The organism is Sphingobium sp. RS1 (assembly GCF_056156825.1).
Genome location: NZ_JBLZXE010000002.1, coordinates 2,729,897 through 2,751,435 on the forward strand (window position 1 = coordinate 2,729,897; position 21,539 = coordinate 2,751,435).

The window sequence follows — 21,539 nt, forward strand, 5'->3', positions numbered from 1 at the left end:
TCGGCTTTGCGATTAGTTGAGAACGGCGGAGCAATATTCGACCACGGTAGCGGCGGGATAGTCCTGCTGCGGGCGGCGTAAAAGTCGTCCACCTTGAAGCCTTTCTGCCGAGTCAGGGAGGTGTGGGGATCTACAGCGTGGAACTTTATCTTCAGGTCCGTCTGGCTTGCGCGGATGGCATGAGCCAACGGGCGGCGGCGAAGCGTTTCAATGTGTCGCGCGAAACGGTACGCAAGATGCTGTCGTTTTCATCGCCGCCGGGTTACCGGCGCCAGTCCGTACCGCAGCGCCCGAAGCTGGACGGGTTTGTGGCGATCATTGATGGATGGCTTGAGGGTGACCGCAGTGTCCCGCGCAAGCAACGCCATACGGCGAAGCGGGTATTCGACCGTTTGCGCACCGAGCATGGTTTCACCGGCGGCTATACGATCATCAAGGATTACATCCGGGAGCGCGAACAGCGCAGCCGGGAGATGTTCGTGCCGCTGGCGCACCCTGCGGGAGATGCGCAGGCCGATTTCGGGGAAGCGCTGGTGGAGATCGGCGGGGTGGAGCAGAAGGCCTACTTCTTCGCGCTCGATCTGCCGCACAGTGATGCCTGCTATGTGCGGGCCTATCCGGCGGCGGTGGCGGAGGCCTGGGTGGACGGACACGTGCATGCCTTCGCGTTTTTCGGCGCGGTACCGCGCTCGATCGTCTATGACAACGATCGCTGCCTTGTGACGAAGATCCTGCCCGACGGCACGCGGCAGCGTGCCACGCTGTTCAGCGCTTTCCTGTCACATTACGTGATCCGCGACCGCTATGCTCGCCCGGGCAAGGGGAACGAGAAAGGCAATGTGGAGGGGCTGGTAGGCTATTGCCGGCGCAACTTCATGGTGCCGATCCCGAAGTTCCCGACCTGGGAGGCGTTCAACCTGTGGCTGGAGGAGCAATGCCGCAAGCGCCAGCAGGACAAGGTGCGCGGGCAGAGCGAGACGATCGGTGAGCGGCTGCAGCGCGATCTCGCGGCCATGCAGCCTCTGCCCGCTACACCCTTCGAGGCCTGCGATCAGAAAGGCGGGCGGGTCTCCTCGCAATCCCTGGTGCGCTACAGGACCAACGATTATTCGGTTCCGGTGGCCTGGGGCCATCAGGAGGTCTGGATCAGGGCCTATGTCGATGAGGTGGTGATCGGCTGCCGCAGCGAAGTCATCGCCCGTCATCCTCGTTGCTATGCCCGCGAGGAGGTTGTCTTCGACCCGCTCCATTATCTCCCGCTGATCGAGCAGAAGATCAACGCATTCGACCAGGCTGCGCCTTTGCAGGGCTGGGACCTGCCCGAAGCGTTCACGACACTGCAGCGGTTGATGGAAGGGCGCATGCACAAACATGGCAGGCGCGAATATGTGCAGGTACTGCGCCTGCTGGAAACGTTCACCCTCGCCGATCTCCAGGCGGCGGTCGAACAGGCCATCGATCTTGGCGCCATCGGCTTCGATGCCGTCAAGCACCTCGTCCTGTGCCGGATCGAACGCGTACCGCCCAGGCTGGACCTGGACGTCTATCCCTTCCTGCCACGCACCACGGTCGAGAAGACCTTTGCCAGAGCCTATCTGAGCCTGCTCTCCGACCGGCAGGAGGCCGCATGAGCGATCAGGCCCCGGAGATCCTTCTCGCTCACCATCTCAAGGCGCTCAAGCTGCCTACGTGCCTGCGTGAGCATCACAATCTCTCGCGGCAATGTGCCGCTGAAGGCGTCGATCATATCCGCTTCCTCGCCCGCCTCGTCGAGATGGAAATGATCGACAGGGAGCGTCGCATGGTCGAGCGGCGCATCAAGGCCGCGCGCTTCCCCGCCGTCAAAAGCCTCGACAGCTTCGACTTCGCCGCCATCCCCAGGCTCAACAAGATGCAGGTGCTCGAGATGGCGCGCTGCGAGTGGATCGAGCGGCGTGAGAACGCCATCGCTCTGGGGCCATCAGGCACCGGAAAGACGCACGTAGCGTTGGGGCTCGGACTGGCAGCATGCCAGAAAGGACTGTCGGTGGGCTTCACCACCGCGGCAGCGCTGGTCAGCGAAATGATGGAGGCCCGCGACGAGCGCCGTCTTCTGCGCTTCCAGAAGCAGATGGCCGGATACAAGCTGCTCATCATCGACGAACTGGGCTTTGTGCCGCTCTCCAAGACCGGCGCCGAACTGTTGTTCGAGCTGATCTCCCAGCGTTACGAACGCGGCTCCACCTTCATCACCAGCAACCTGCCCTTCGACGAATGGACCGAAACCTTCGGATCTGAGCGTCTCACAGGCGCGCTCCTCGATCGCCTGACCCATCACGTCAGCATCCTCGAGATGAACGGCGAAAGCTATCGCCTCGCGCACAGCCGGGCCCGCAAGGCCAAAACCAGACCCTGAAAATTACACCAATGCCGGGGGGAGTGGCCCTCGGGCTACGCCCTCACGCCACTCCCCCCGGCATGTAACACGATGGCCTGGTTTTACGCCGCCGAATGGCCGACTTTTGCTCCGCCGTTGACAGGCTACGAGAATTTCCCAAGCGGAAAGAACCCGAACGCCCGCCCCGTGCCTCCAGGCGAAGCCCGAAGCGAACGAATACGCCTAGACGGCCACTCCGTCGTTGAGGTCGATATGAACGCAGCGCACCTCACGCTCCTTTATGGGCTATGCGGCGCCTCGTTCGATCATGGCCGCGATCCCTACGACATTGAGGGCAGCAGCCGCGAGGATGTAAAGACATGGGTCCGAACCGCCATGGGCGCGGGGAATATGACGATCGGTGGCAAAAGGTTCGCTAAGGCCCGGAAAGCTGCGCTAAGCCGCCATCCGATCCTGACGCGGGCAGGGGAGCCGGGAATGACTACGCTGGACCTCCAGTTTCACGAGAGCGAGATAATTTTGTCGGCGCTGGAGGTGCTGAGGGACCGGCATGGCGTTGCGGCCTTGCCGTTGCATGACGCGCTTATCGTCCCTGAGAACAAGGCAGTCCTTGCCCAATCGGTCCTGAGCGCAGCATTTCAGCGGTATTTTCGAGAGACGTTGCTTGCCCCGATAGTGCCCACCCCCCGGATACATGTAGACGCGGGGAGGTCCCTCGTCCCGTCTGATCGCGGGGAGCTGTACCCCGCCACCTCAACAAAGTGGGACGACCGTATAGGTTGCTTAGTACATTGATATTGTGTAATTATATTACCAGCACGGGTAATTTTATGATGCAATATCTTCCGGTTGAAATCTCGCGCTTATCCTATGGGCTAGCCGCCTAGCGGGTCACTTAAGTAAGCGCACCGCATCCGGTCCCCCACGGACCCTATACAGCATCGGAAAAACGCTTCTCCACCCGCTGAATAGCGGCGCGGTTCGTCCCGTATTCCTTCGCCAATGCGCCCAATGACGCGCCAGCCTTCCGCTTCGCAGCGATTGCAGCTTGCGTCTCGGTGTCCAGCTTTACCTTCCGCCCCAGCGTCTTCCCTTCAGCCTTGGCGCGGCTCAGGCCCGCTTGGGTACGCTCCACCAAAAGGTCCCGCTCAAATTCTGCCACGGCGGCGATGACGCCCATGGTCATCTTGCCTGCTGCGCTTGTCAGGTCCACCCCGCCCAGAGCGAGGCAATGGACCCGGATGCCGTCAGCGGCCAGCGCTTCAACAGTGCTGCGGACGTCCATGGCATTGCGGCCCAGGCGATCCAGCTTGGTCACAACAAGAACGTCGCCGTCCTCCAGGCGATCGACAAGCCGCGAGAAGCCTTTGCGCTCCTTAGCGGCCACGGACCCGGAGACGGTCTCCGCCACCACACGCTTGGGATCGACAGCGAAACCAGCCGCCGCAATCTCACGGACCTGATTGTCCGTTGTCTGATCGGCAGTGCTGACGCGGCAGTAGGCGAAGGTGCGGGGCATGGGTGCATCCTGTATCGAAATGGTGGATCGATATATGGACTGCATCTAAATCATGGTCAAGCTATTTTCCGATACAGCTTCGCGGTATGTATCGTAATCGCTCGTTTCCGATGCAGGCGCTAGGCTCCTCTGATCCGCTCAGCCTCCTGTCGAGCCTGCGCCTGCTTCCGCAGGGAGGTGAGCTCCTTGGTGGCTGGCCACGCTGTCATGATCGCAGGACCGCTAGCCAGCACATAGATGCGCTCATGGCAGCTGGGCACCTTGCACCAATAGACGCGCTGGTTCCGTCCGTGCCGCTTCACCATCAGGGCCTTCCCGCATTTAATGGCCTTCACCACCGCGCCGAAGTCGCCCGGACCCATGATGATACCGTAGCGCTCGTGAAGTCGCCGATGGAAATGCCAATGGTGTGCAGGGATCGACGTGCCATCCCAGCGCGGATCAAACGCAGTCATGCCGATAGGCTAATGTCTTGGTGCATCCATGCGCAAGGGGAGGGGGCAAATGTCGCCAATGTATGGCGCGGACCATCGGTCTTGCGGCTGGCCTAATGGCCTGACCGTCACCCCATGCCACCTATCGGCGCTATGGGGGTGGGGGCTCGTCGCGATTGGCAGGGCCGGGGCGTCGGCGCTGGGGCAGGCGTGGTCTTTATCGAATGCAAATCTTCACGGGTCCCCTCCGGCCTCCTGCCGTGGTCCCAGCCCGAACCGCAGCCAGCCATTTCAAAATTGGCGGCTTCGCTCGAACGAAATAATTTCAACTCGGACCTTCCACGCACACACGCCCGTCCCCGGAATTCACGGAAATAATTTAGCGGGTCCCCTATTTGGGTCCCTTCCCGGGCTTCTGGGTTCCATCCGAACCTTCCGCCCTTCGCGCCCCAAAAGGCCTCACCGTCTTTCAGGCCAAGGAGTCCCCTATGGGACCCGCCAGCCGCTACCAAGCCAACAATCGGATCACATGCCATCAAAACCTACCGGCCGCCCTAGAGGCCGCCCACCGGGCGCTAGGAACATACCGCCCATTGAAACCTTCGTGACGGACAGCCTCCTGTCGCCACCGCTCGTTCCCGCCGTCACCCAGCCGGAACGACAACGGCGCGGCCCTATGGCCGGAATGACCTCTGAAGAGCGCACCGCCTACGCAAAGCGCATGGTTGCCGCCCGAGACCCTAACCGGCCCCGAAAGTCCACCCGTCGCGGACGGCCCAAGCATTTGACCAATGCGCAGCATGACGCAGCCATTGATGCACAACGCCCTGTCGTCGCCAAGATCATAAAGAAGATGGGCCAGCGTGGGGAGCTACCGGACGACCCGATGGCCGTTGAGGCGCTGGAGGCCGCATTGCTCGTTCTGCGCACCCCTGGGTCCGCCACGGTGCGCACTGCCGCCGCTAGGCTCGTACTGGACTTCACGAAAACGCGGCCGACTGTACGGGCGGAAAGCGTCGTTAAGACCGCTGAGGACTGGGTGGACGAAATGGCCGCTCGGGCCTGAAGGCTTGGGACCAGGCGGCTAGCTGATCCCTCCCCCTCCGCGTTACGATACGCGAATAGACACCCTCACTTTCCCACGCCCTACGAGGGCAACGACTTCTGAGCGAGTGATGTCATCGCCGGTCGTTAGTAGCGGACCAACCAATCGGGGCTAGGCTGATGCCCGGCCGCGACTGCCTGCCTATAATAGTCAGTCAGGCCGCTTATGGTTCGCTGCAAAGCGTATTCCGGGTCGTCCCAATAGGACCGGCTGGTTCGATAAGGGCCTCCCTGGAGTGGCGTATGGATTGCATGGCTGACCCAGACTTTCGTCTCGTCGCTATCCATGTGTCTGCCCAATTCAATGGTGACAATGGTAGGAATTGTTCCAATCTGAATCTCAAACGTGCCCCATTTATCGATTCGATTATCGACGGTTACGAGCGGATTGCTCAGCGCTTTATCAAAATTCCAGGTCATGCATCCTCCGCACTGTTCGCGAAACATACCCCAAGCATGGGCGCAAGGCGAACAGGATAACAGAATAGCCTCCAGCGAGAGGCGCCCGGAACACAATTGAATAGCGAATATCCGTCCGCGCCGGTTGACGCGAAGGCGCTGCTGTCCCGTATCTGGGACGGCGCATTTCACTAACTCTAACCCCCAGCATCACTAGGAATACCAATGACCCCTGAGCCATCAATCGACGGCTTAACCTTCACTCTCGACTGCCACGGCAAGCCGGTTCGCGTCTACATGGCCGATGGGTGCCCATGGTTCGATGCCACGGCATTATGCGCCGCCATGGGCATCGACCCCGCCGAAATAGACCGTTTCAACAGAGACGCGCTGGACACGGATATCGCGGAATTCGCCTTTGACGCGGAGCCTGTGTTTGTCCTCTCGCCCATCGGGCACTTTAAGCTCGTGGAAGAAAACCTGTCCGAACAGTACGCCAAGTTTGCCGCATGGTCCCGCCGCGAAGCTGCCAAGCTGGTCCCCGTTCCAGCCGCCAACGATGCCCGCTTTTGGCTGACGCTTCGTCCTGACGGCTCTCGGCCCGAACGTCCCAGCCGCTTCACCGGCCGTGTCCCTGAATGGACAGAACTGAAGCTCTTGCCAGCCTACCGCACTGACAGGGCAATAGCCATGGAGCGCTACCGGGCAGAGCAGAGCGCCGCGTCGGAAGAGACCCAGACGAACGACGAAGGCATTCAGCGCTTTCTGGCCTGCGTGGCCGCAAACAGCGGCTTCGTCCCAGCCGTGTCCAACTCCGCCGTATAAAGAAAGCCATCATGGCATTATCTACCCTGCCGCTGTCTGTCCTCGTTGCGGACGCGGCATGACCATACAAAACTGGTCTCCCCTGGCCGACCGGGCATCAATCGTCTGTGACAGTCTCGCTAGTGATGCCCTTTCCCACGAGCCTAGGCGGTTTATGGCGAAAGGATGGTGCTTGCCAGAGCGTTCTATAATGCTGGCGGCAAAAGATTGGGCGCACCCCGCGCTGCAATTCTACATCCGCTGCCTGCTAGGCGCAGCCCCGTCCATTCTGTCTGACATGGTCGAATACGCCGGGGCCGTTATGCACCTCGCGGCCTCCGAAATGCCCCAATGCCCTGCGGCGCTTCCGAATACGAAGGCTGTGTTATTTGCATGGGATGAAAGCGCCAACAACGTTGTCGGCTGGCTCTACAAAGCGGAGAGTAATTTCCAGCCCGAGCCGATGCCCTCCGGTCACATGCTGACGCCTGCCTGCCCCGTTGCATGGGACGAGCAGCAACCGGATTGGTCCGATATCGCACATGGTCAGCAAGCGGCCGACAGGCAGTTGGCGCTTGGCAGGCGCGACAATATCGGCGGGTGGCTTCTTCACTACGAAATGCGTGTCAGTCCAGACGGTTCGCCGCCGCTCATCACCATGCGCAATCTAGGCAAGATGGCGCACTTTGCGGCCGATGCTGCGCATATCCATCCACTTTAAACAATAAAATTCCAGGATTCAGTCAATGGACGAATATCAAGAAGGCCAGACGGCCACCAATCCCAAAACGGGGCAAAGGCTCGTGTTCCAAGGCGGCCAATGGCATAATGCTTCTGAAGGCGGTGCCGCCACGATCAGCCGCTCCACCCCTCAAGACCGTACTGCCCTTAACGCCGCATCGGCCAAGGCGCAGACGGAGCGTGACGCCATGCGAGACTACGACGTCACCGAACGCGCCGTGCGGGCGATGAGTACAGGCCCGATGAAAGCGGGCTTTCTGGATGCCATCACGCCATCGGAGCAGGGTGGTTTTTGGGATACGGCTGGGGCGATTGCGGGCCTGATCCCGCGTGCCTTTATCAGCCAGGATACTTTGGACGCCCGCGATACGCTCAACACGGTGGCGGCCCGTAGCGTTACCCGTGGCCAGACGCTTCCACCTGGTCCGGCATCAGATCGTGACGTGGCACTGGCGCGGACGGCTGGCGTCAGCCCCTACAAGGGCGTGAAAGAAAACTTGAGGATCATTGAGGCCGCGCGACGCGATAGCGGCCTTGAGCAAGCGAGAAACCTTCTGCGTTCCAAGTGGATCAGCCGGTTTGGCAGCACATCCCAAGCGTCCCCTAACGGCATGACGTTTGAGGAGGCCCAGCAGATCGCGGAGCGTGACTTTCTGAAGGAGCCGGGTAGCAAGTCCGCTCGCCCTCGCGGTCTCCCGAAGCCCCCACCGCGTAAATCCCCGCCCTCTGGGTGGTCTATCCAAAAAGTTGGCTGATTTCGCCTAGCGCGGTCTGGCCAATAAAATTCATCATGTCCCTGCGGTGCGTCCTGGACCGTGGGGATTATTTTTGGCCCTGGCCGCGTGCTCTACGCCCGCTAAGGCCCCGCTGCCGCCGCAAGTCCCTCCCGCCAAGCCGGTCTACATTCCGGTCCCTCAGCCCTGTGAGGTCGAGAAGGTCCAGCCTTCTCCGTTGCCTTCGGCCGGTGGGGCGGGCGACGAGCTCTTTGAGGCCGTTAAGCGCGTTCTGGCCGATCGGGCCGTCCTGCTCGGGGACCGCGATAAGTACGCAGCGGCCAATGAGGCACCTTGCGGGCCATCGGGGACAAGGCTTCCCTAAGAAGGCTCGGAATCACGCACCTGTGCGAGAGTGTAATTCTAGGCTTTCAGAATGCGAGCTGTTTTCCGTTGGTTTTTGCGTGCTTGAGTGACTAGGAAATGCGAATCGATTTTTCTCGTGGTTTTGCGCCCGGTTTTTGAGCGAGTTTTTCCACGAGTTTTTCAACCATTCGTTGACTTGTGCGTTCTACAAACCGATATATCGCGTAGTTTCACCACTCACAAAGGAGCATATTATGGCGAGTGCATTCATAGCTACTCCGGTGCGCCGAGTGGCAAAGTTCAAGGCAAAGCCTCGTCCCGAAATCGACCGTAACGCCGTGAGTGACCGGATGTTTGGCGATTTTAAGCGGACGTTCGACGGCCTTGCCAAGTGACATCATTTGGCTGACGTTTGAAGACGTTAGCTACCTACACGATCGCGGAATAGAACTTTTCGGAGGCTCTTCGGGCACTCGCGAGGAGAGCGGAATCCATTCCGCGATCGACGCTCCACAGAAAATGTACGAGTACGAAGAAGAGGACGATGTTCTCGCCCTTGGCCTGCGCCTATGCGTTAGGCTCTGCAAGAATCACGGCTATGTAGACGGGAACAAGCGAGTCGCTCTAGCCTGCCTTCAGCGCTTCCTCGCGCTCAACGGATTTCAAATTTCTACTGAGTTGGACGCCGGTTCGGGTTACATTGACGAAAGCGATCCCGATCAGCGCGAGTGGTCCACCCTCGAATATTGGATCAAGCAACTCGCCGCGAGTGAATTTTCCGAGGACGCGCTTTATGAGATGCTGGAGCAGCACATCGAAGAGCTAGAGGTTCGCGAGAACGAGGGGCCGCAGCTCATCGATGTTTCGGAAATCCTCAAAGCCAAGTACGGAACCGAAAGCTGCTAAATCCGAAGCCGTCTAAATCGGCCCGCCCAGTTTTCAAATGCCCCCATTACCGTCTAGACTAGGCAGCGAGCGCCTGCGGATACGCGGCTCTTTGGCTCAATTTGCCTCGTCGGGCTTATGGTCCATTTCGCCCATAAAGGCCTGCACGGCCGCAATGGGTTTGCCTCTTCCGGCCGGATGGTCTCGCAGCTGCAATATCTTACCGTAAACTAACCGCCCCCGGAGTGACGATATGTCGCTCTGGGGGCTTTTACTCCTTTGGTCTATCGCGGCTTACAATACCCGCCAATTTTCCAGCCGGAAGCCCCGCATAAATGGCGTCAATCTCCTTGGGCTCCGTGATCGCCTTTTCTACTATGTAATTTATCAGATGGAATAGCGACATTGCTGTGGCGCTATCGTCCTTCAAATCCATGGTTCCGGGATGGACTGCCTCATTGCCGATGACGCGGACTGAATCTAACGCTTGCTGAATTTTGGGATTGATAACGCCCATTCTTACCAACTGACCGATCATCTTATTGATATCGTCCTCGTCGGCACCGATCAGGGGTAGTAACTTTTGCACCAGCAAGCGTAGCAATGCCGCCGCGCCACGAGGGGAAACCGACAGAACCCGCCGTGCTTCCTCGTAATCGCTTGCCAAATCAGGTGGTAGGTCGATGGGGGCGCCTGGTGCCTCGCTTTCATTTGGGACGTGCAGGCGCCCTCCGATAAAGATAACTTCTTGCAAACAAGCTTCGCAAACAGCGCAAACGATCGGCGGCGCATCTGCGGCTAGTTGCCTATATCCGTTGCTGCCGTTAACGACATTGACGCCTGGGACGTATCCCCACCGATGAAGAGCGACCGCCCGACAATTAGAATGCGGGCATGTGAAGGTCGATACAGATATGGTGGGATAACCCGTCGAATTAGTAGCAAGCTCTAGAGCTTGCGTAGCGGTTAGCGGCGTTGGCATTTCGAATACTCATATCGTCAGCAGCGGATACGCTGTGCTACCATTCGTATTGCGATCCACGCGGAAAATATAGCTGTCATCACCCGTATAACTTGGACGTCGCCTGCAACCTCCGCTGGCGCTACGCCGTTAAAGCGCTTGGTGGTCTTTGCCGTCTCGGGGCACCGCGATGATAAGCGCCCCGATCAGGAAGGCCAAGGGCACCGCGAAAGCGACCACCAGAGCCACGACGGCCGCAAGAACTACCAGTGCGATGGGCAGAACGATAAGTCCGGCCGCTACCTCACATAGCCCTTCAACCGCCATGCCCGCATCACGCCGCACAGCTTGCCAGTCGAACACGGGCGTGTGGGCCGAATAGACCTGTTCTGTTATGCGGATTGCTGCCCATGCTGCCCCCGGTATCACCAAGAGCCAGGATGGCACGACAATAGTCTGGTGCCGAGAGGGCTTGAAGGACCGCCACGGTTGCGGCCATGCCGCTTAGGGCGATGATCGGGAACAGGACGCCAAACAGGTTCCACGGCGACGGCTTACGGGGACTGCGCATAGGTAGGTCCTCCAGATGCAAGAAGGGCCCGAAGTTTCCTCCGAGCCCCTTTAAAATTCATTTTCGCGCTCAGTGCGCTGTCGCGGTCATGAGTGAGAACGGCGGAGCAATATTCGACCACGGTAGCGGCGGGATAGTCCTGCTGCGGGCGGCGTAAAAGTCGTCCACCTTGAAGCCTTTCTGCCGAGTCAGGGAGGTGTGGGGATCTACAGCGTGGAACTTTATCTTCAGGTCCGTCTGGCTTGCGCGGATGGCATGAGCCAACGGGCGGCGGCGAAGCGTTTCAATGTGTCGCGCGAAACGGTACGCAAGATGCTGTCGTTTTCATCGCCGCCGGGTTACCGGCGCCAGTCCGTACCGCAGCGCCCGAAGCTGGACGGGTTTGTGGCGATCATTGATGGATGGCTTGAGGGTGACCGCAGTGTCCCGCGCAAGCAACGCCATACGGCGAAGCGGGTATTCGACCGTTTGCGCACCGAGCATGGTTTCACCGGCGGCTATACGATCATCAAGGATTACATCCGGGAGCGCGAACAGCGCAGCCGGGAGATGTTCGTGCCGCTGGCGCACCCTGCGGGAGATGCGCAGGCCGATTTCGGGGAAGCGCTGGTGGAGATCGGCGGGGTGGAGCAGAAGGCCTACTTCTTCGCGCTCGATCTGCCGCACAGTGATGCCTGCTATGTGCGGGCCTATCCGGCGGCGGTGGCGGAGGCCTGGGTGGACGGACACGTGCATGCCTTCGCGTTTTTCGGCGCGGTACCGCGCTCGATCGTCTATGACAACGATCGCTGCCTTGTGACGAAGATCCTGCCCGACGGCACGCGGCAGCGTGCCACGCTGTTCAGCGCTTTCCTGTCACATTACGTGATCCGCGACCGCTATGCTCGCCCGGGCAAGGGGAACGAGAAAGGCAATGTGGAGGGGCTGGTAGGCTATTGCCGGCGCAACTTCATGGTGCCGATCCCGAAGTTCCCGACCTGGGAGGCGTTCAACCTGTGGCTGGAGGAGCAATGCCGCAAGCGCCAGCAGGACAAGGTGCGCGGGCAGAGCGAGACGATCGGTGAGCGGCTGCAGCGCGATCTCGCGGCCATGCAGCCTCTGCCCGCTACACCCTTCGAGGCCTGCGATCAGAAAGGCGGGCGGGTCTCCTCGCAATCCCTGGTGCGCTACAGGACCAACGATTATTCGGTTCCGGTGGCCTGGGGCCATCAGGAGGTCTGGATCAGGGCCTATGTCGATGAGGTGGTGATCGGCTGCCGCAGCGAAGTCATCGCCCGTCATCCTCGTTGCTATGCCCGCGAGGAGGTTGTCTTCGACCCGCTCCATTATCTCCCGCTGATCGAGCAGAAGATCAACGCATTCGACCAGGCTGCGCCTTTGCAGGGCTGGGACCTGCCCGAAGCGTTCACGACACTGCAGCGGTTGATGGAAGGGCGCATGCACAAACATGGCAGGCGCGAATATGTGCAGGTACTGCGCCTGCTGGAAACGTTCACCCTCGCCGATCTCCAGGCGGCGGTCGAACAGGCCATCGATCTTGGCGCCATCGGCTTCGATGCCGTCAAGCACCTCGTCCTGTGCCGGATCGAACGCGTACCGCCCAGGCTGGACCTGGACGTCTATCCCTTCCTGCCACGCACCACGGTCGAGAAGACCTTTGCCAGAGCCTATCTGAGCCTGCTCTCCGACCGGCAGGAGGCCGCATGAGCGATCAGGCCCCGGAGATCCTTCTCGCTCACCATCTCAAGGCGCTCAAGCTGCCTACGTGCCTGCGTGAGCATCACAATCTCTCGCGGCAATGTGCCGCTGAAGGCGTCGATCATATCCGCTTCCTCGCCCGCCTCGTCGAGATGGAAATGATCGACAGGGAGCGTCGCATGGTCGAGCGGCGCATCAAGGCCGCGCGCTTCCCCGCCGTCAAAAGCCTCGACAGCTTCGACTTCGCCGCCATCCCCAGGCTCAACAAGATGCAGGTGCTCGAGATGGCGCGCTGCGAGTGGATCGAGCGGCGTGAGAACGCCATCGCTCTGGGGCCATCAGGCACCGGAAAGACGCACGTAGCGTTGGGGCTCGGACTGGCAGCATGCCAGAAAGGACTGTCGGTGGGCTTCACCACCGCGGCAGCGCTGGTCAGCGAAATGATGGAGGCCCGCGACGAGCGCCGTCTTCTGCGCTTCCAGAAGCAGATGGCCGGATACAAGCTGCTCATCATCGACGAACTGGGCTTTGTGCCGCTCTCCAAGACCGGCGCCGAACTGTTGTTCGAGCTGATCTCCCAGCGTTACGAACGCGGCTCCACCTTCATCACCAGCAACCTGCCCTTCGACGAATGGACCGAAACCTTCGGATCTGAGCGTCTCACAGGCGCGCTCCTCGATCGCCTGACCCATCACGTCAGCATCCTCGAGATGAACGGCGAAAGCTATCGCCTCGCGCACAGCCGGGCCCGCAAGGCCAAAACCAGACCCTGAAAATTACACCAATGCCGGGGGGAGTGGCCCTCGGGCTACGCCCTCACGCCACTCCCCCCGGCATGTAACACGATGGCCTGGTTTTACGCCGCCGAATGGCCGACTTTTGCTCCGCCGTTGACAGATGCAGGCTTGGTCCGACTATCTGGATGGGCTTGCTGGTTTGAGCGCAGCTTAGGGGGGGCGTGGCTGTGGAAGGCCGACCCTTACTGGCCGCTCAGCACCTTTTTTTGGTTCCTAGGTGCGGTCTGTCTGCTTACCGTTCCCGGATACCCTATGATGGTGCCGGTTCGAATAGCGTGGCTTCCTTGCGCGTGTAATGCGCTTCGAGCTCCTTCAACACATTGGGGTTGAAGAAGGATTTCTTGGTTCCCTTGCGTTTGTCGGGGTCCAGATAGCGCTCGTAGCACAGCTTCGCGTTAGGCTTCACAGCGTTCATCAACGTATGGAAATCGGCATTCTGTTTGAAGTCAGAATAGCGCTCCTGCAGCTTCTTGACGAGTTCCTGGTAAGTTAGAGTGAACCCGGCCGGGACCTTGTCCCCTTCGACCGTCACCGTCAGATCCGCTTCCGCCCCGCCGACAACGGCAGCTTTGACCGCCGCGCCGTCCTTCTTCTTGATCAGATCGAAGTCGACCCGGACCGTGAAGGAATAGGGCGATTGATCATTGGGCAAGGCCGCCTCGACCCTCTGCATATGCGCCAGGAATTTGGTCACCGCCTCCGCTGATTTCTTCGCCACGGCATCGACCTCCTTCTGGTCGAGGTCGAAAGAAATCGGGATCGAGGCGATGTTCAGATCGGAGAACGAAATCGAAAACCAGGACTGGGCCGCCTCCACATAGTTGCGCACCGCCGCCAGGGAAATTTCGGTGAGCTTCTTGCGGAGCAGTGCGTCGGTAGCGACAAAGTGGGTGGCGCTGTCGCGGATTTCCATCAACGCCTCGATGTTCGCGATGCAGTGGGCGTCAATGCGGTGCTTCGAGTAATTTGACACCAGGTTCCAGCAACGGTCGATGCCGATCGTCATCGGCGCGCCGGATCGGGTGGTCTTCACCTCCCTGAACTTGCTCGGCGTCCCGTCCTTCTTCTTGCGTTGTCGATATTCATGAAGGGCGCTTGCCTTACCACCATGTTCGCGCATGACCCGCGCCTTGAGCAGCAGCTCCCAGGCGTTGATCATCAGGATCGCGAAGGTTTCCTCGCGATACAGTGAGGACGCCCTGTTGTAGCTCTCGACGGCGGAAAGACAGTCAGCCCGGGACTTCGCAACCAACAACATGTATTTCGGGGTAGGCAATCCGGTCCCTCCGTCCGGTCAAAAACACCACCAGATTCAAGCTGCTGTTACAGCATTGTCATCTGGGTTGCCGGGTTCGCCCGCAGGACGCCATTGATCAACCACTGACCTTCCCAGCGCCGGTGGGTGCCCATGGCCAGGACCATGCCCTTCTGCGGAAATTCGACACCGAACTTTTCGACTATCCAGTCGAGCGCCGCCGCCTCTCCACAGCGCGTTCGCGGCGATGTCGAACCGCTCCCGATTGAGACCGGAGCGTTCGCGCAGCCGCGCACCGCTTTGCTGTTCCCGATTCAGCAGGCCAAGGAGCGCTCGCCCATCCGCAGTCAGCGCGATCGAACGAGCGCCCATGGTCAACCGCCGATCGCCGGCAGCGCGAACCCGCCCAGCAAGCTCGACAAGGTTTCCGCGCCTGCCACCGGCAGCGGCTGGAGCGGAAGGCGCGGCGCGCCCGCCTCGAGCCCCCGCATCGCCAGCCCGGCTTTCACGGTGGTGGGCAGGCCACCCGTCACGATGAACTGGAGCACCGGCAGGATGCGATAGAACAGATCGCGCGCCGCACGGATGTCACCCGCCGCCATCAGATCGAACAGCCGCCGTGGCAGATCGCCGAGCAGGTTGGGCGCGGCAGTGCACCAGCCGGAGGCACCGGCAGCGAGCGCCTCCAGCGTCATGTGATTGGCACCGTTGTAGAATGGGATGGCGCCCTGCGAGAGCGTGCGGATCGCGTGCATCCGATTGAGGTCGCCGCTGCTCTCCTTGATGAAGCGGACGGTTTCGATCTCCCGCACCAGCTTCACCAGCAGCGCCGGGGCCATATCGACTCCGCTGGTTGCCGGGTTGTTATAGGCCATGATCGGCAGGTCGGTGGCCGCGGCGATCGCGGCATAGTGATCGAAAATCTCCGCCTCGGTCAGCTTCCAATAGGCAATGGGAATGACCATCAGCATATCGGCCCCCACCTCGGCGGCGAAGCCCACCTTGGCGACGGCCGCCGACGTCGTCAGTTCGCTGATGCCGACGATGACCGGAACCCGGCCCGCCACGATCTCCACGCCAAGCCGCGCGCACTGCCGCCACTCGTCGCCGCTCAGATACGCGCTCTCGCCGGCACTACCGAGGAAGGCGATGGCGGCGGGTTGGTCGGCCAGCAGGTTTTCCGTGACCCGCCGGAACGCCGCTTCGTCGATGGCCCCGCCATCGGCGGTGAAGGGTGTGACGGGATAGGCGATGATCCCGGAAATGGGGGTTTCGTGCTTCACTTCGCTTCCTCTCGAATGGCCAGGCCCCCGGCATTTTGCAGCATCGGGGCATTTTCGCAGGCGAGATACCGGGCAGGGTTCTCGGGGTCGGCGTTGACGTGATGGTGCCACGCCCAGACGGGGATGTAGAGCGCATCGCCCATTTCCCACTCGATCCGGCGATCCTCGATCATCGAATAGCCGCGGCCTTCGAGAACGTAGAGGATCGTTTCATAGGTGTGCCGGTGCCGGCCCGAGCGCCCGCCCGGGTTCAGCCCACCGATCGTCATGCTGAGCGCGTGACTGGGCAGATCGACGATATGCACCGGATGCTTGCGTTCGGCCGAGAAACCGCCGCTGATATCGCCTTTCTCGACGCCGGGATGCGACAGGCGCTCCGGCATATGGACCTGGATCGTGGACGGCGTTTTGCCGAAGTCGGCCGATCCGAATTTCGTCTGTGGTTGCATGGCTACCTCCGTGATGGAGGCCTTCTACTGCGCCACCGTTCTATTGGTCCAAGACGATATTCCGATTGAAGCAATTGGTATTTCCTATACAATGCGTCGATGGATTTGCGGCGCCTCCGTTTCGTTGTCCGTGTCGCGGACGAACGTAGCTTCACGCGGGCGGCGCAATCGCTGAACGTCGCCCAGCCGACGCTGTCGCAGCAGATTCGCGACCTCGAACTGGAACTCGGCGTCGATCTCTTCCACCGGGGTTCGCGGCGGGTGGATACCACCGAAGCCGGATCGCTGGTCGTGCAGCATGCGCGCATCGTCCTCGGCGCGGTCGAGGCGTTGAAGGAGGCGGTTGTCGAACATCGCGGCCTGAAGCGCGGCCGCCTGCACATTGGCGTGACGCAGACGTTCAACGCCCTCTACCTTCCACCGATCCTGACCGGCTTCGCGGGAGATTACCCGGGGATCGACCTGGAGGTCAGCGAACTCGCCAATGCGGAGATTGTGAACGGGATCCTGTCCGGCACGCTCCACCTAGGGGTCGGCATACCGCAAGCTGCGGAACTCGAGCACGCCGAGCCGCTCTATCGCGACCAATTGATGTTCGTCTGCCATTCGAGCCATCGGCTTGCCCGCGCCAAGACCGCGGCGGTCGGTGCAATCGCCAGGGAGAGCCTGGCACTGCTCGGCCCGAGATACCGGACTCGCGCGGCGGTGGATTCCTATCTGGAGGATCACGGTGTGGCGCCTGCCCGCGTGATCGCCTTCAACACGTTCGCCGGCATCCTCCAGACCGTCTCGCTTGGTGGGCATTCGGCGATCATGCCCGCGGACATCAGCAGAGGCGCGGGGGTCCATGATCTGCGCTTTATACCCCTGGAACCCACGCCTCCCGAGCGGGTCGTATGCTTGCTATCGCCCGCTACCGGCCTTCGATCGCCTTCCGCTATCGAACTAGGCGAACGGATCCGAGCCCGGTTCGCTGGGTGAAACTGAAGTCCGAAAAATCTGGATTCTGCGGAGGTTACCGTTGCCAAAGTTCCGCAATTTAGGGCGTTCAACGCTATTTTAGCGAAGGAGCGTCGCCTGAATTTGGCGTTCGCAGCGCCGCATTGGTGCAAACCCAGGGGTAATTGGACCAGTAGGTTTCAGAGCCTGAATGTCCGCTCCTTCCATTATCGGACGTTGGCGCGAGAACAGGTGAACGTCGTGTTCTGGTCGCGTGCTGCCGGAAGCCGAATGCCGCATCGTGGGACGAAACCGTCATCCGCAGCGATTTCGACGAACGGCCGGTTCGACCGAGAGCTACCGTTCGCGAGCGTCACACAGCGAACCGAAGCCGGATCCGCTCGGCCATCTCTAGGGAGGTCGGTGAACGGAGGCCGGAATTGGGTGACAGCAAGCATACCACACGCTCGGGAGGTGAGGGTTCCAGTGGTATGAACCGCAGATCGTTAACTCCAGCACCTCTGCTGACGTCCGCAGGCATGATTGCTGAATGCCCGCCAAGCGACACGGTCTGCAGGATGCCAGAGAATGTGTTGAAGGCGAGAACGCGAGCGGGCTCGACACCGTGGTTCTCCAGGTAGGAGTCCACTGCCGCGCGCGTCCGATATCTCGGGCCGAGCAGTGCCAAGCTCTCCTCACAGATTTCATCGACTGCCACAGTCCTGGCACGGGCAAGCCGATGGCTCGAATGGCAGACGAACATCAACTGGTCGCGATATAGAGGCTCAGCGTGTTCCAGCTCCGCAGCTTGCGGTATGCCGACCCCTAGGTGCAGTGTTCCCGATAGTATCCCGTCGACGATTTCTGCATTGGCCAGCTCGCTGACCTCTAGATCGATCCCAGGATAGTCGCTCGCGAAGGCCGTCAGGATCGGCGGCAGGTATAGCGCGTTGAATGTCTGCGTCACGCCGATATGCAGGCGACCGCGCTTTAAGCCCCTGTGTTCGACAACCGCCTCTTTCAAAGCATCGACCGCACCGAGCACAATACGAGCATGCTGAACAACCAGAGAACCTGCCTCAGTGGTGTCCACCCGGCGAGAACCCCGGTGGAACAGATCAACACCAAGCTCCAGCTCCAGATCGCGGATCTGCTGGGACAACGTCGGCTGGGCGACGTTCAGCGACTGTGCTGCTCGAGTGAAACTGTGCTCGTCCGCCACGCGGACGACGAAACCAAGGCGGCGTAGATCCATCGGAGCAATCTATAGGAAATACCAATCGCTTCAATCGGAACATCGTCTTGGATCAATAGAAAGCCTGCGTGCTACGAGCGCCCGGCGTGGCGCTAGCTGCGCAGCGATAGACGAAACACGGACTACAATGACGAAGCAATTCCCCACGGCATCGCGGGCAGCGATCCCTATCCTGATCGCACTCGGCACCGCACACATGCTCAACGATCTGATGCAGTCCGTGATTGCGGCGGCCTACCCGATCCTCAAACAAGCCCACGGACTCAACTATGCGCAGATCGGGGGCATATCGCTGACCTTCCAGATCGCCGGCTCGCTGCTCCAGCCCGTCGCGGGCACGATCATCGACCGGCGACCGATGCCCTATTCCGCCGTCTGCGCCATGGTTTTCACCTTTGCCGGGCTGATCGCGCTGGCCTTCGCGACGCATTACAAGCTGATCCTAGTCGCTGTGGCCTGTATCGGTATCGGTTCGTCGATCTTCCATCCCGAAGCCACCCGCGTGATCCGTGAGGCGTCCGGCCGGCAGCAGGGGTTGGGCCAGGGAATCTTCCAGCTGGGCGGCCAGGCGGGCGGTGCGCTGGGACCGCTGCTGGCGGCGTTCATCATCGTGAGCGGCGGCCAGACGAGCATCGCGTGGTTTGCGGCGCTGGCGCTCGTCGCGATGGCGCTCCTGTTCTGGACAGCACGCCGCCACCTCGCCGCCACGGGAGACGCGATGGCGAGCAGGATCCGGTCGGCACTCGCGCAGGCTCCCCGCCATTCGGCCCGCACCGTGGTCGTCGGCATGACCGTGCTGACGCTGCTGATGGTGTCGAAGAATGCCTATGCAGAGAGCTTTCGCTCCTTCTACACCTTCTACCTGATCGACCATTTCCGGCTGTCGGTGCAAAGCTCGCAGTTCATGTTGTTCGCACTGCTGGCGTCGGGCACGGCGGGAGCGCTACTGGGCGGCCTCATCGGCGATCGCATCGGCCGCTATCGAATCATCTGGGCCTCGGTGCTCGGGCCGTTGCCATTCGCGCTGCTGCTGCCCCATGCCGACCTGTTCTGGACCGGCGTGTTGACGGTCGCGATCAGCTTCGTCATGGCGAGCGCCTTCGCCTCGATCTTGATCTACGCGATGGAGTTGATGCCGCACCGGGTTGGGCTGGTCGGCGGGATCTTCTATGGGCTCGACTTCGGACTGGGCGGGATCGCCGCAGCAGCACTGGGCGCAGCGGCCGATCATTTCGGGATCGAGGCGGTCTACCGAATGTGCGCCTTCATTCCGCTCGCCGGCCTGTTCGCCTGCTTCCTGCCCCGCGTCGGCGACGCGCGCACCGAACGAGCGGTGGCGGCAGCCGCGCCTGAAATCCCCGAATGACGGCGTACTCGCTGTGCGACGCGGACGTAGAACGGTTCGGCCGCGATCCGCTCGCCACTTTCACCGCCAATCTCGCAACGGTCGAGTCACGGATCGCTGGAGCCTGCGCGCGTGCGGGCCGGGCGCGATCCGAGGTGCGGCTGCTGCCGATCACGAAAACGGTGCCTGCACCCATCCTGCGCATCGCCCACACAGCGGGCATTCACAGCTTCGGCGAGAACAAGATCCAAGAGGCCGACGCAAAGCGCGACGCATTGACCGATCTTGCGATCGATTGGGCCATCGTCGGCCATCTCCAGACCAACAAGGTAAAACATCTCACGCGGTTCGCCCGCGAGTTTCACGCGCTCGACAGTCTGCGGCTCGCCGACATGCTCAACGCCCGGCTGGAGCGCGAGGATCGCGTCCTCGACGTCTATGTTCAAGTCAACACCTCGGGCGAGGAGAGTAAGTTCGGCTTGCATCCCGAAGCTCTAATCCCCTTCGTCGCGATGCTCGATCGCTTCCCCTGCCTGCGCCCGCGCGGGCTGATGACACTCGCCGTGTTTAGCGATGACATGGCGCGGGTTCGGCCCTGCTTCGCATTGCTGCGACGGTTGCGCGACGAGGCGGCTCGGCGTCATCCGGCGCTGACCGGCCTCTCTATGGGCATGTCGGGCGATTACGAGGTCGCGATAGAGGAAGGTGCCGACGTGATCCGCGTCGGCCAAGCGATTTTCGGCCAGCGCCCTGTAGCCAACAGCCACTATTGGCCGGAAAACCGGACCACCGCATGGCAGATGTGACCTTGATCCAGAGCGGGATCGTCAACGGCCAAGCGCATCGCCGCTGGGTGAACTGAATGAAATGGGATTGGCTCGGGCGATTCGTCCCAGAATCACTTCCGACAAGCTACGCCGAGCGGCTTCGGGCTAGTCTCGGAGCAGCCATTGGCATCGCATTGACGGGGCTGGTGAGCACATTTCTAATTGGACCGGTTGGTTCGCTTCCGCTGCTCGTTGCTCCAATGGGCGCATCTGCGGTGCTGTTGTTCGGCGTGACAGCCAGCCCGTTGGCGCAACCGTGGTCGATCATCGGCGGAAATCTGGTCGCTGCTGTTGTCGGCGTGACGGCCGCGCGCGCAATCGGATCTCCATTGCTGGCTGCCCTTGCGATAGGAGTTGCTTTCGCAATCATGGCGCCGCTGCGGTGCGTACACCCGCCCAGCGGAGCGGTTGCCCTGACGGCCGTCTTAGGCGGCCCACATATCCAGTCATTGGGCTATGGCTTCGTTTTGGTGCCGGTCGGCATCAACTCGCTGGTTCTGGTGCTGGTCGCACTGGCCTACAACAATTCGACGGGTCGATCATATCCTCACCATGCTCATCAGCCGTTGCACCCGCACCCGCCGATCGTCGAACTCACGCTCGAACCGTCGGATCTAGATGAGGTTCTGGCCGACTATGGCGATGCGCTCGACATCAGCCGTGACGATCTCGACGCACTTTTCAACGAGTTGGTCGGCCGGGCACAACGACGGAGCGCTCCGCTAGATTGACCACTCGCTCGGCTGCCGCTCGCTGCCAATGAGCGCATCACTGTATCATAGGAAAAGCAAATGCCTTCTATTGGATCATAGTCTTG

21 protein-coding genes are annotated in these 21,539 nt (G+C 61.0%); 13 read left to right on the forward strand and 8 right to left on the reverse strand.

What is annotated here, in order from left to right; translation table 11 throughout:
• Positions 1 to 137: 137 nt before the first annotated feature.
• Positions 138 to 1,631: an IS21 family transposase gene (istA, locus tag ACNHGR_RS15130; protein WP_011950768.1), complete on the forward strand. Its 1,494-nt coding sequence runs from the start codon at positions 138 to 140 to the stop codon at positions 1,629 to 1,631.
• Complete coding sequence (gene istB, locus ACNHGR_RS15135) at positions 1,628 to 2,395, forward strand: IS21-like element ISSsp5 family helper ATPase IstB (protein ID WP_063142326.1); 768 nt, start codon at positions 1,628 to 1,630, stop codon at positions 2,393 to 2,395. The genes istA (ACNHGR_RS15130) and istB (ACNHGR_RS15135) overlap by 4 nt, the downstream gene beginning before the upstream one ends.
• Before the next feature lie 913 nt (positions 2,396 to 3,308).
• Here the strand turns inward: istB (ACNHGR_RS15135) and ACNHGR_RS15140 are convergent.
• Both ACNHGR_RS15140 and ACNHGR_RS15145 read right to left on the reverse strand, forming a co-directional pair.
• Positions 3,309 to 3,896, reverse strand: coding sequence for a recombinase family protein (locus ACNHGR_RS15140; RefSeq protein ID WP_475287139.1), 588 nt, complete (start codon positions 3,894 to 3,896; stop codon positions 3,309 to 3,311).
• A gap of 119 nt (positions 3,897 to 4,015) precedes the next feature.
• Positions 4,016 to 4,351 (reverse strand): hypothetical protein, encoded by a 336-nt coding sequence (locus tag ACNHGR_RS15145; protein WP_475287140.1) that lies wholly within the window; start codon positions 4,349 to 4,351, stop codon positions 4,016 to 4,018.
• Positions 4,352 to 5,006: 655 nt separating this feature from the next.
• Between ACNHGR_RS15145 and ACNHGR_RS15150 the strand changes: the two genes are divergently transcribed.
• The gene (locus ACNHGR_RS15150; protein ID WP_475287142.1) at positions 5,007 to 5,396 is read left to right on the forward strand and encodes a hypothetical protein; all 390 of its coding nucleotides are present in this window, start codon (positions 5,007 to 5,009) and stop codon (positions 5,394 to 5,396) included.
• A 125-nt stretch (positions 5,397 to 5,521) separates the two neighbouring features.
• On the opposite strand, the gene ACNHGR_RS15155 is transcribed toward ACNHGR_RS15150, so the two are convergent.
• Positions 5,522 to 5,854 (reverse strand): hypothetical protein, encoded by a 333-nt coding sequence (locus ACNHGR_RS15155; protein WP_475287144.1) that lies wholly within the window; start codon positions 5,852 to 5,854, stop codon positions 5,522 to 5,524.
• A gap of 204 nt (positions 5,855 to 6,058) precedes the next feature.
• Between ACNHGR_RS15155 and ACNHGR_RS15160 the strand changes: the two genes are divergently transcribed.
• The 4 genes from ACNHGR_RS15160 to ACNHGR_RS15175 all read left to right on the forward strand — a co-directional run bounded on the left by ACNHGR_RS15160 (position 6,059) and on the right by ACNHGR_RS15175 (position 9,363).
• The gene (locus ACNHGR_RS15160) at positions 6,059 to 6,658 is read left to right on the forward strand and encodes a hypothetical protein (protein ID WP_475287146.1); all 600 of its coding nucleotides are present in this window, start codon (positions 6,059 to 6,061) and stop codon (positions 6,656 to 6,658) included.
• Positions 6,659 to 6,830: 172 nt separating this feature from the next.
• Positions 6,831 to 7,358 carry a hypothetical protein gene (locus ACNHGR_RS15165; RefSeq protein WP_475287148.1) on the forward strand — a complete coding sequence of 176 codons (528 nt, stop codon included), beginning with the start codon at positions 6,831 to 6,833 and terminating at the stop codon, positions 7,356 to 7,358.
• A gap of 25 nt (positions 7,359 to 7,383) precedes the next feature.
• Positions 7,384 to 8,133: a hypothetical protein gene (locus tag ACNHGR_RS15170; RefSeq protein ID WP_475287150.1), complete on the forward strand. Its 750-nt coding sequence runs from the start codon at positions 7,384 to 7,386 to the stop codon at positions 8,131 to 8,133.
• 678 nt (positions 8,134 to 8,811) lie between these two features.
• Positions 8,812 to 9,363, forward strand: a complete 552-nt coding sequence (locus ACNHGR_RS15175) for a type II toxin-antitoxin system death-on-curing family toxin (protein ID WP_475287152.1) — start codon at positions 8,812 to 8,814, stop codon at positions 9,361 to 9,363.
• Positions 9,364 to 9,613: 250 nt separating this feature from the next.
• On the opposite strand, the gene ACNHGR_RS15180 is transcribed toward ACNHGR_RS15175, so the two are convergent.
• Positions 9,614 to 10,096: a DUF4145 domain-containing protein gene (locus tag ACNHGR_RS15180; RefSeq protein WP_475287154.1), complete on the reverse strand. Its 483-nt coding sequence runs from the start codon at positions 10,094 to 10,096 to the stop codon at positions 9,614 to 9,616.
• A 991-nt stretch (positions 10,097 to 11,087) separates the two neighbouring features.
• Between ACNHGR_RS15180 and istA (ACNHGR_RS15185) the strand changes: the two genes are divergently transcribed.
• Both istA (ACNHGR_RS15185) and istB (ACNHGR_RS15190) read left to right on the forward strand, forming a co-directional pair.
• Positions 11,088 to 12,581: an IS21 family transposase gene (istA, locus tag ACNHGR_RS15185; protein WP_011950768.1), complete on the forward strand. Its 1,494-nt coding sequence runs from the start codon at positions 11,088 to 11,090 to the stop codon at positions 12,579 to 12,581.
• Positions 12,578 to 13,345: an IS21-like element ISSsp5 family helper ATPase IstB gene (gene istB, locus ACNHGR_RS15190; RefSeq protein WP_063142326.1), complete on the forward strand. Its 768-nt coding sequence runs from the start codon at positions 12,578 to 12,580 to the stop codon at positions 13,343 to 13,345. Before istA (ACNHGR_RS15185) ends, istB (ACNHGR_RS15190) begins: the two co-directional genes overlap by 4 nt.
• A gap of 274 nt (positions 13,346 to 13,619) precedes the next feature.
• On the opposite strand, the gene ACNHGR_RS15195 is transcribed toward istB (ACNHGR_RS15190), so the two are convergent.
• From ACNHGR_RS15195 to ACNHGR_RS15205, 3 genes are all read right to left on the reverse strand, one after another.
• Positions 13,620 to 14,645, reverse strand: coding sequence for a DUF3644 domain-containing protein (locus ACNHGR_RS15195; protein ID WP_475287156.1), 1,026 nt, complete (start codon positions 14,643 to 14,645; stop codon positions 13,620 to 13,622).
• A 353-nt stretch (positions 14,646 to 14,998) separates the two neighbouring features.
• Positions 14,999 to 15,907, reverse strand: a complete 909-nt coding sequence (locus tag ACNHGR_RS15200; protein ID WP_475287158.1) for a dihydrodipicolinate synthase family protein — start codon at positions 15,905 to 15,907, stop codon at positions 14,999 to 15,001.
• On the reverse strand, positions 15,904 to 16,356 hold the full coding sequence (locus tag ACNHGR_RS15205) for a cupin domain-containing protein (RefSeq protein ID WP_475287159.1): 453 nt from the start codon (positions 16,354 to 16,356) through the stop codon (positions 15,904 to 15,906). The genes ACNHGR_RS15200 and ACNHGR_RS15205 overlap by 4 nt, the downstream gene beginning before the upstream one ends.
• 99 nt (positions 16,357 to 16,455) lie before the next feature.
• Between ACNHGR_RS15205 and ACNHGR_RS15210 the strand changes: the two genes are divergently transcribed.
• A complete protein-coding gene (locus tag ACNHGR_RS15210; protein ID WP_475287161.1) occupies positions 16,456 to 17,337 on the forward strand; it encodes a LysR substrate-binding domain-containing protein in 882 nt (293 codons plus the stop codon).
• 331 nt (positions 17,338 to 17,668) lie between these two features.
• On the opposite strand, the gene ACNHGR_RS15215 is transcribed toward ACNHGR_RS15210, so the two are convergent.
• Positions 17,669 to 18,550 (reverse strand): LysR substrate-binding domain-containing protein, encoded by an 882-nt coding sequence (locus tag ACNHGR_RS15215; protein ID WP_475287163.1) that lies wholly within the window; start codon positions 18,548 to 18,550, stop codon positions 17,669 to 17,671.
• A gap of 127 nt (positions 18,551 to 18,677) precedes the next feature.
• On the opposite strand from ACNHGR_RS15215, the gene ACNHGR_RS15220 reads away from it, so the two are divergent.
• The 3 genes from ACNHGR_RS15220 to ACNHGR_RS15230 are packed head-to-tail and all read left to right on the forward strand — an operon-like array spanning position 18,678 to position 21,453.
• On the forward strand, positions 18,678 to 19,916 hold the full coding sequence (locus tag ACNHGR_RS15220; protein ID WP_475287165.1) for an MFS transporter: 1,239 nt from the start codon (positions 18,678 to 18,680) through the stop codon (positions 19,914 to 19,916).
• Positions 19,913 to 20,701, forward strand: coding sequence for a YggS family pyridoxal phosphate-dependent enzyme (locus ACNHGR_RS15225; RefSeq protein WP_475287167.1), 789 nt, complete (start codon positions 19,913 to 19,915; stop codon positions 20,699 to 20,701). Before ACNHGR_RS15220 ends, ACNHGR_RS15225 begins: the two co-directional genes overlap by 4 nt.
• 56 nt (positions 20,702 to 20,757) lie before the next feature.
• Positions 20,758 to 21,453 (forward strand): HPP family protein, encoded by a 696-nt coding sequence (locus ACNHGR_RS15230; RefSeq protein ID WP_475287169.1) that lies wholly within the window; start codon positions 20,758 to 20,760, stop codon positions 21,451 to 21,453.
• Positions 21,454 to 21,539: the final 86 nt, after the last annotated feature.

Bases quoted from the DNA above. Each gene is read 5' to 3' on its own strand.
- ACNHGR_RS15215 (WP_475287163.1), bottom strand. From the start codon at position 18,550: ATGGATCTACGCCGCCTTGGTTTCGTCGTCCGCGTGGCGGACGAGCAC.
- ACNHGR_RS15145 (WP_475287140.1), bottom strand. From the start codon at position 4,351: ATGACTGCGTTTGATCCGCGCTGGGATGGCACGTCGATCCCTGCACAC.
- ACNHGR_RS15155 (WP_475287144.1), bottom strand. From the start codon at position 5,854: ATGACCTGGAATTTTGATAAAGCGCTGAGCAATCCGCTCGTAACCGTC.
- ACNHGR_RS15205 (WP_475287159.1), bottom strand. From the start codon at position 16,356: ATGCAACCACAGACGAAATTCGGATCGGCCGACTTCGGCAAAACGCCG.
- ACNHGR_RS15220 (WP_475287165.1), top strand. From the start codon at position 18,678: ATGACGAAGCAATTCCCCACGGCATCGCGGGCAGCGATCCCTATCCTG.
- ACNHGR_RS15140 (WP_475287139.1), bottom strand. From the start codon at position 3,896: ATGCCCCGCACCTTCGCCTACTGCCGCGTCAGCACTGCCGATCAGACA.
- ACNHGR_RS15225 (WP_475287167.1), top strand. From the start codon at position 19,913: ATGACGGCGTACTCGCTGTGCGACGCGGACGTAGAACGGTTCGGCCGC.
- istB (WP_063142326.1), top strand. From the start codon at position 12,578: ATGAGCGATCAGGCCCCGGAGATCCTTCTCGCTCACCATCTCAAGGCG.
- istB (WP_063142326.1), top strand. From the start codon at position 1,628: ATGAGCGATCAGGCCCCGGAGATCCTTCTCGCTCACCATCTCAAGGCG.
- ACNHGR_RS15230 (WP_475287169.1), top strand. From the start codon at position 20,758: ATGAAATGGGATTGGCTCGGGCGATTCGTCCCAGAATCACTTCCGACA.
- ACNHGR_RS15160 (WP_475287146.1), top strand. From the start codon at position 6,059: ATGACCCCTGAGCCATCAATCGACGGCTTAACCTTCACTCTCGACTGC.
- ACNHGR_RS15210 (WP_475287161.1), top strand. From the start codon at position 16,456: ATGGATTTGCGGCGCCTCCGTTTCGTTGTCCGTGTCGCGGACGAACGT.
- ACNHGR_RS15170 (WP_475287150.1), top strand. From the start codon at position 7,384: ATGGACGAATATCAAGAAGGCCAGACGGCCACCAATCCCAAAACGGGG.
- ACNHGR_RS15150 (WP_475287142.1), top strand. From the start codon at position 5,007: ATGGCCGGAATGACCTCTGAAGAGCGCACCGCCTACGCAAAGCGCATG.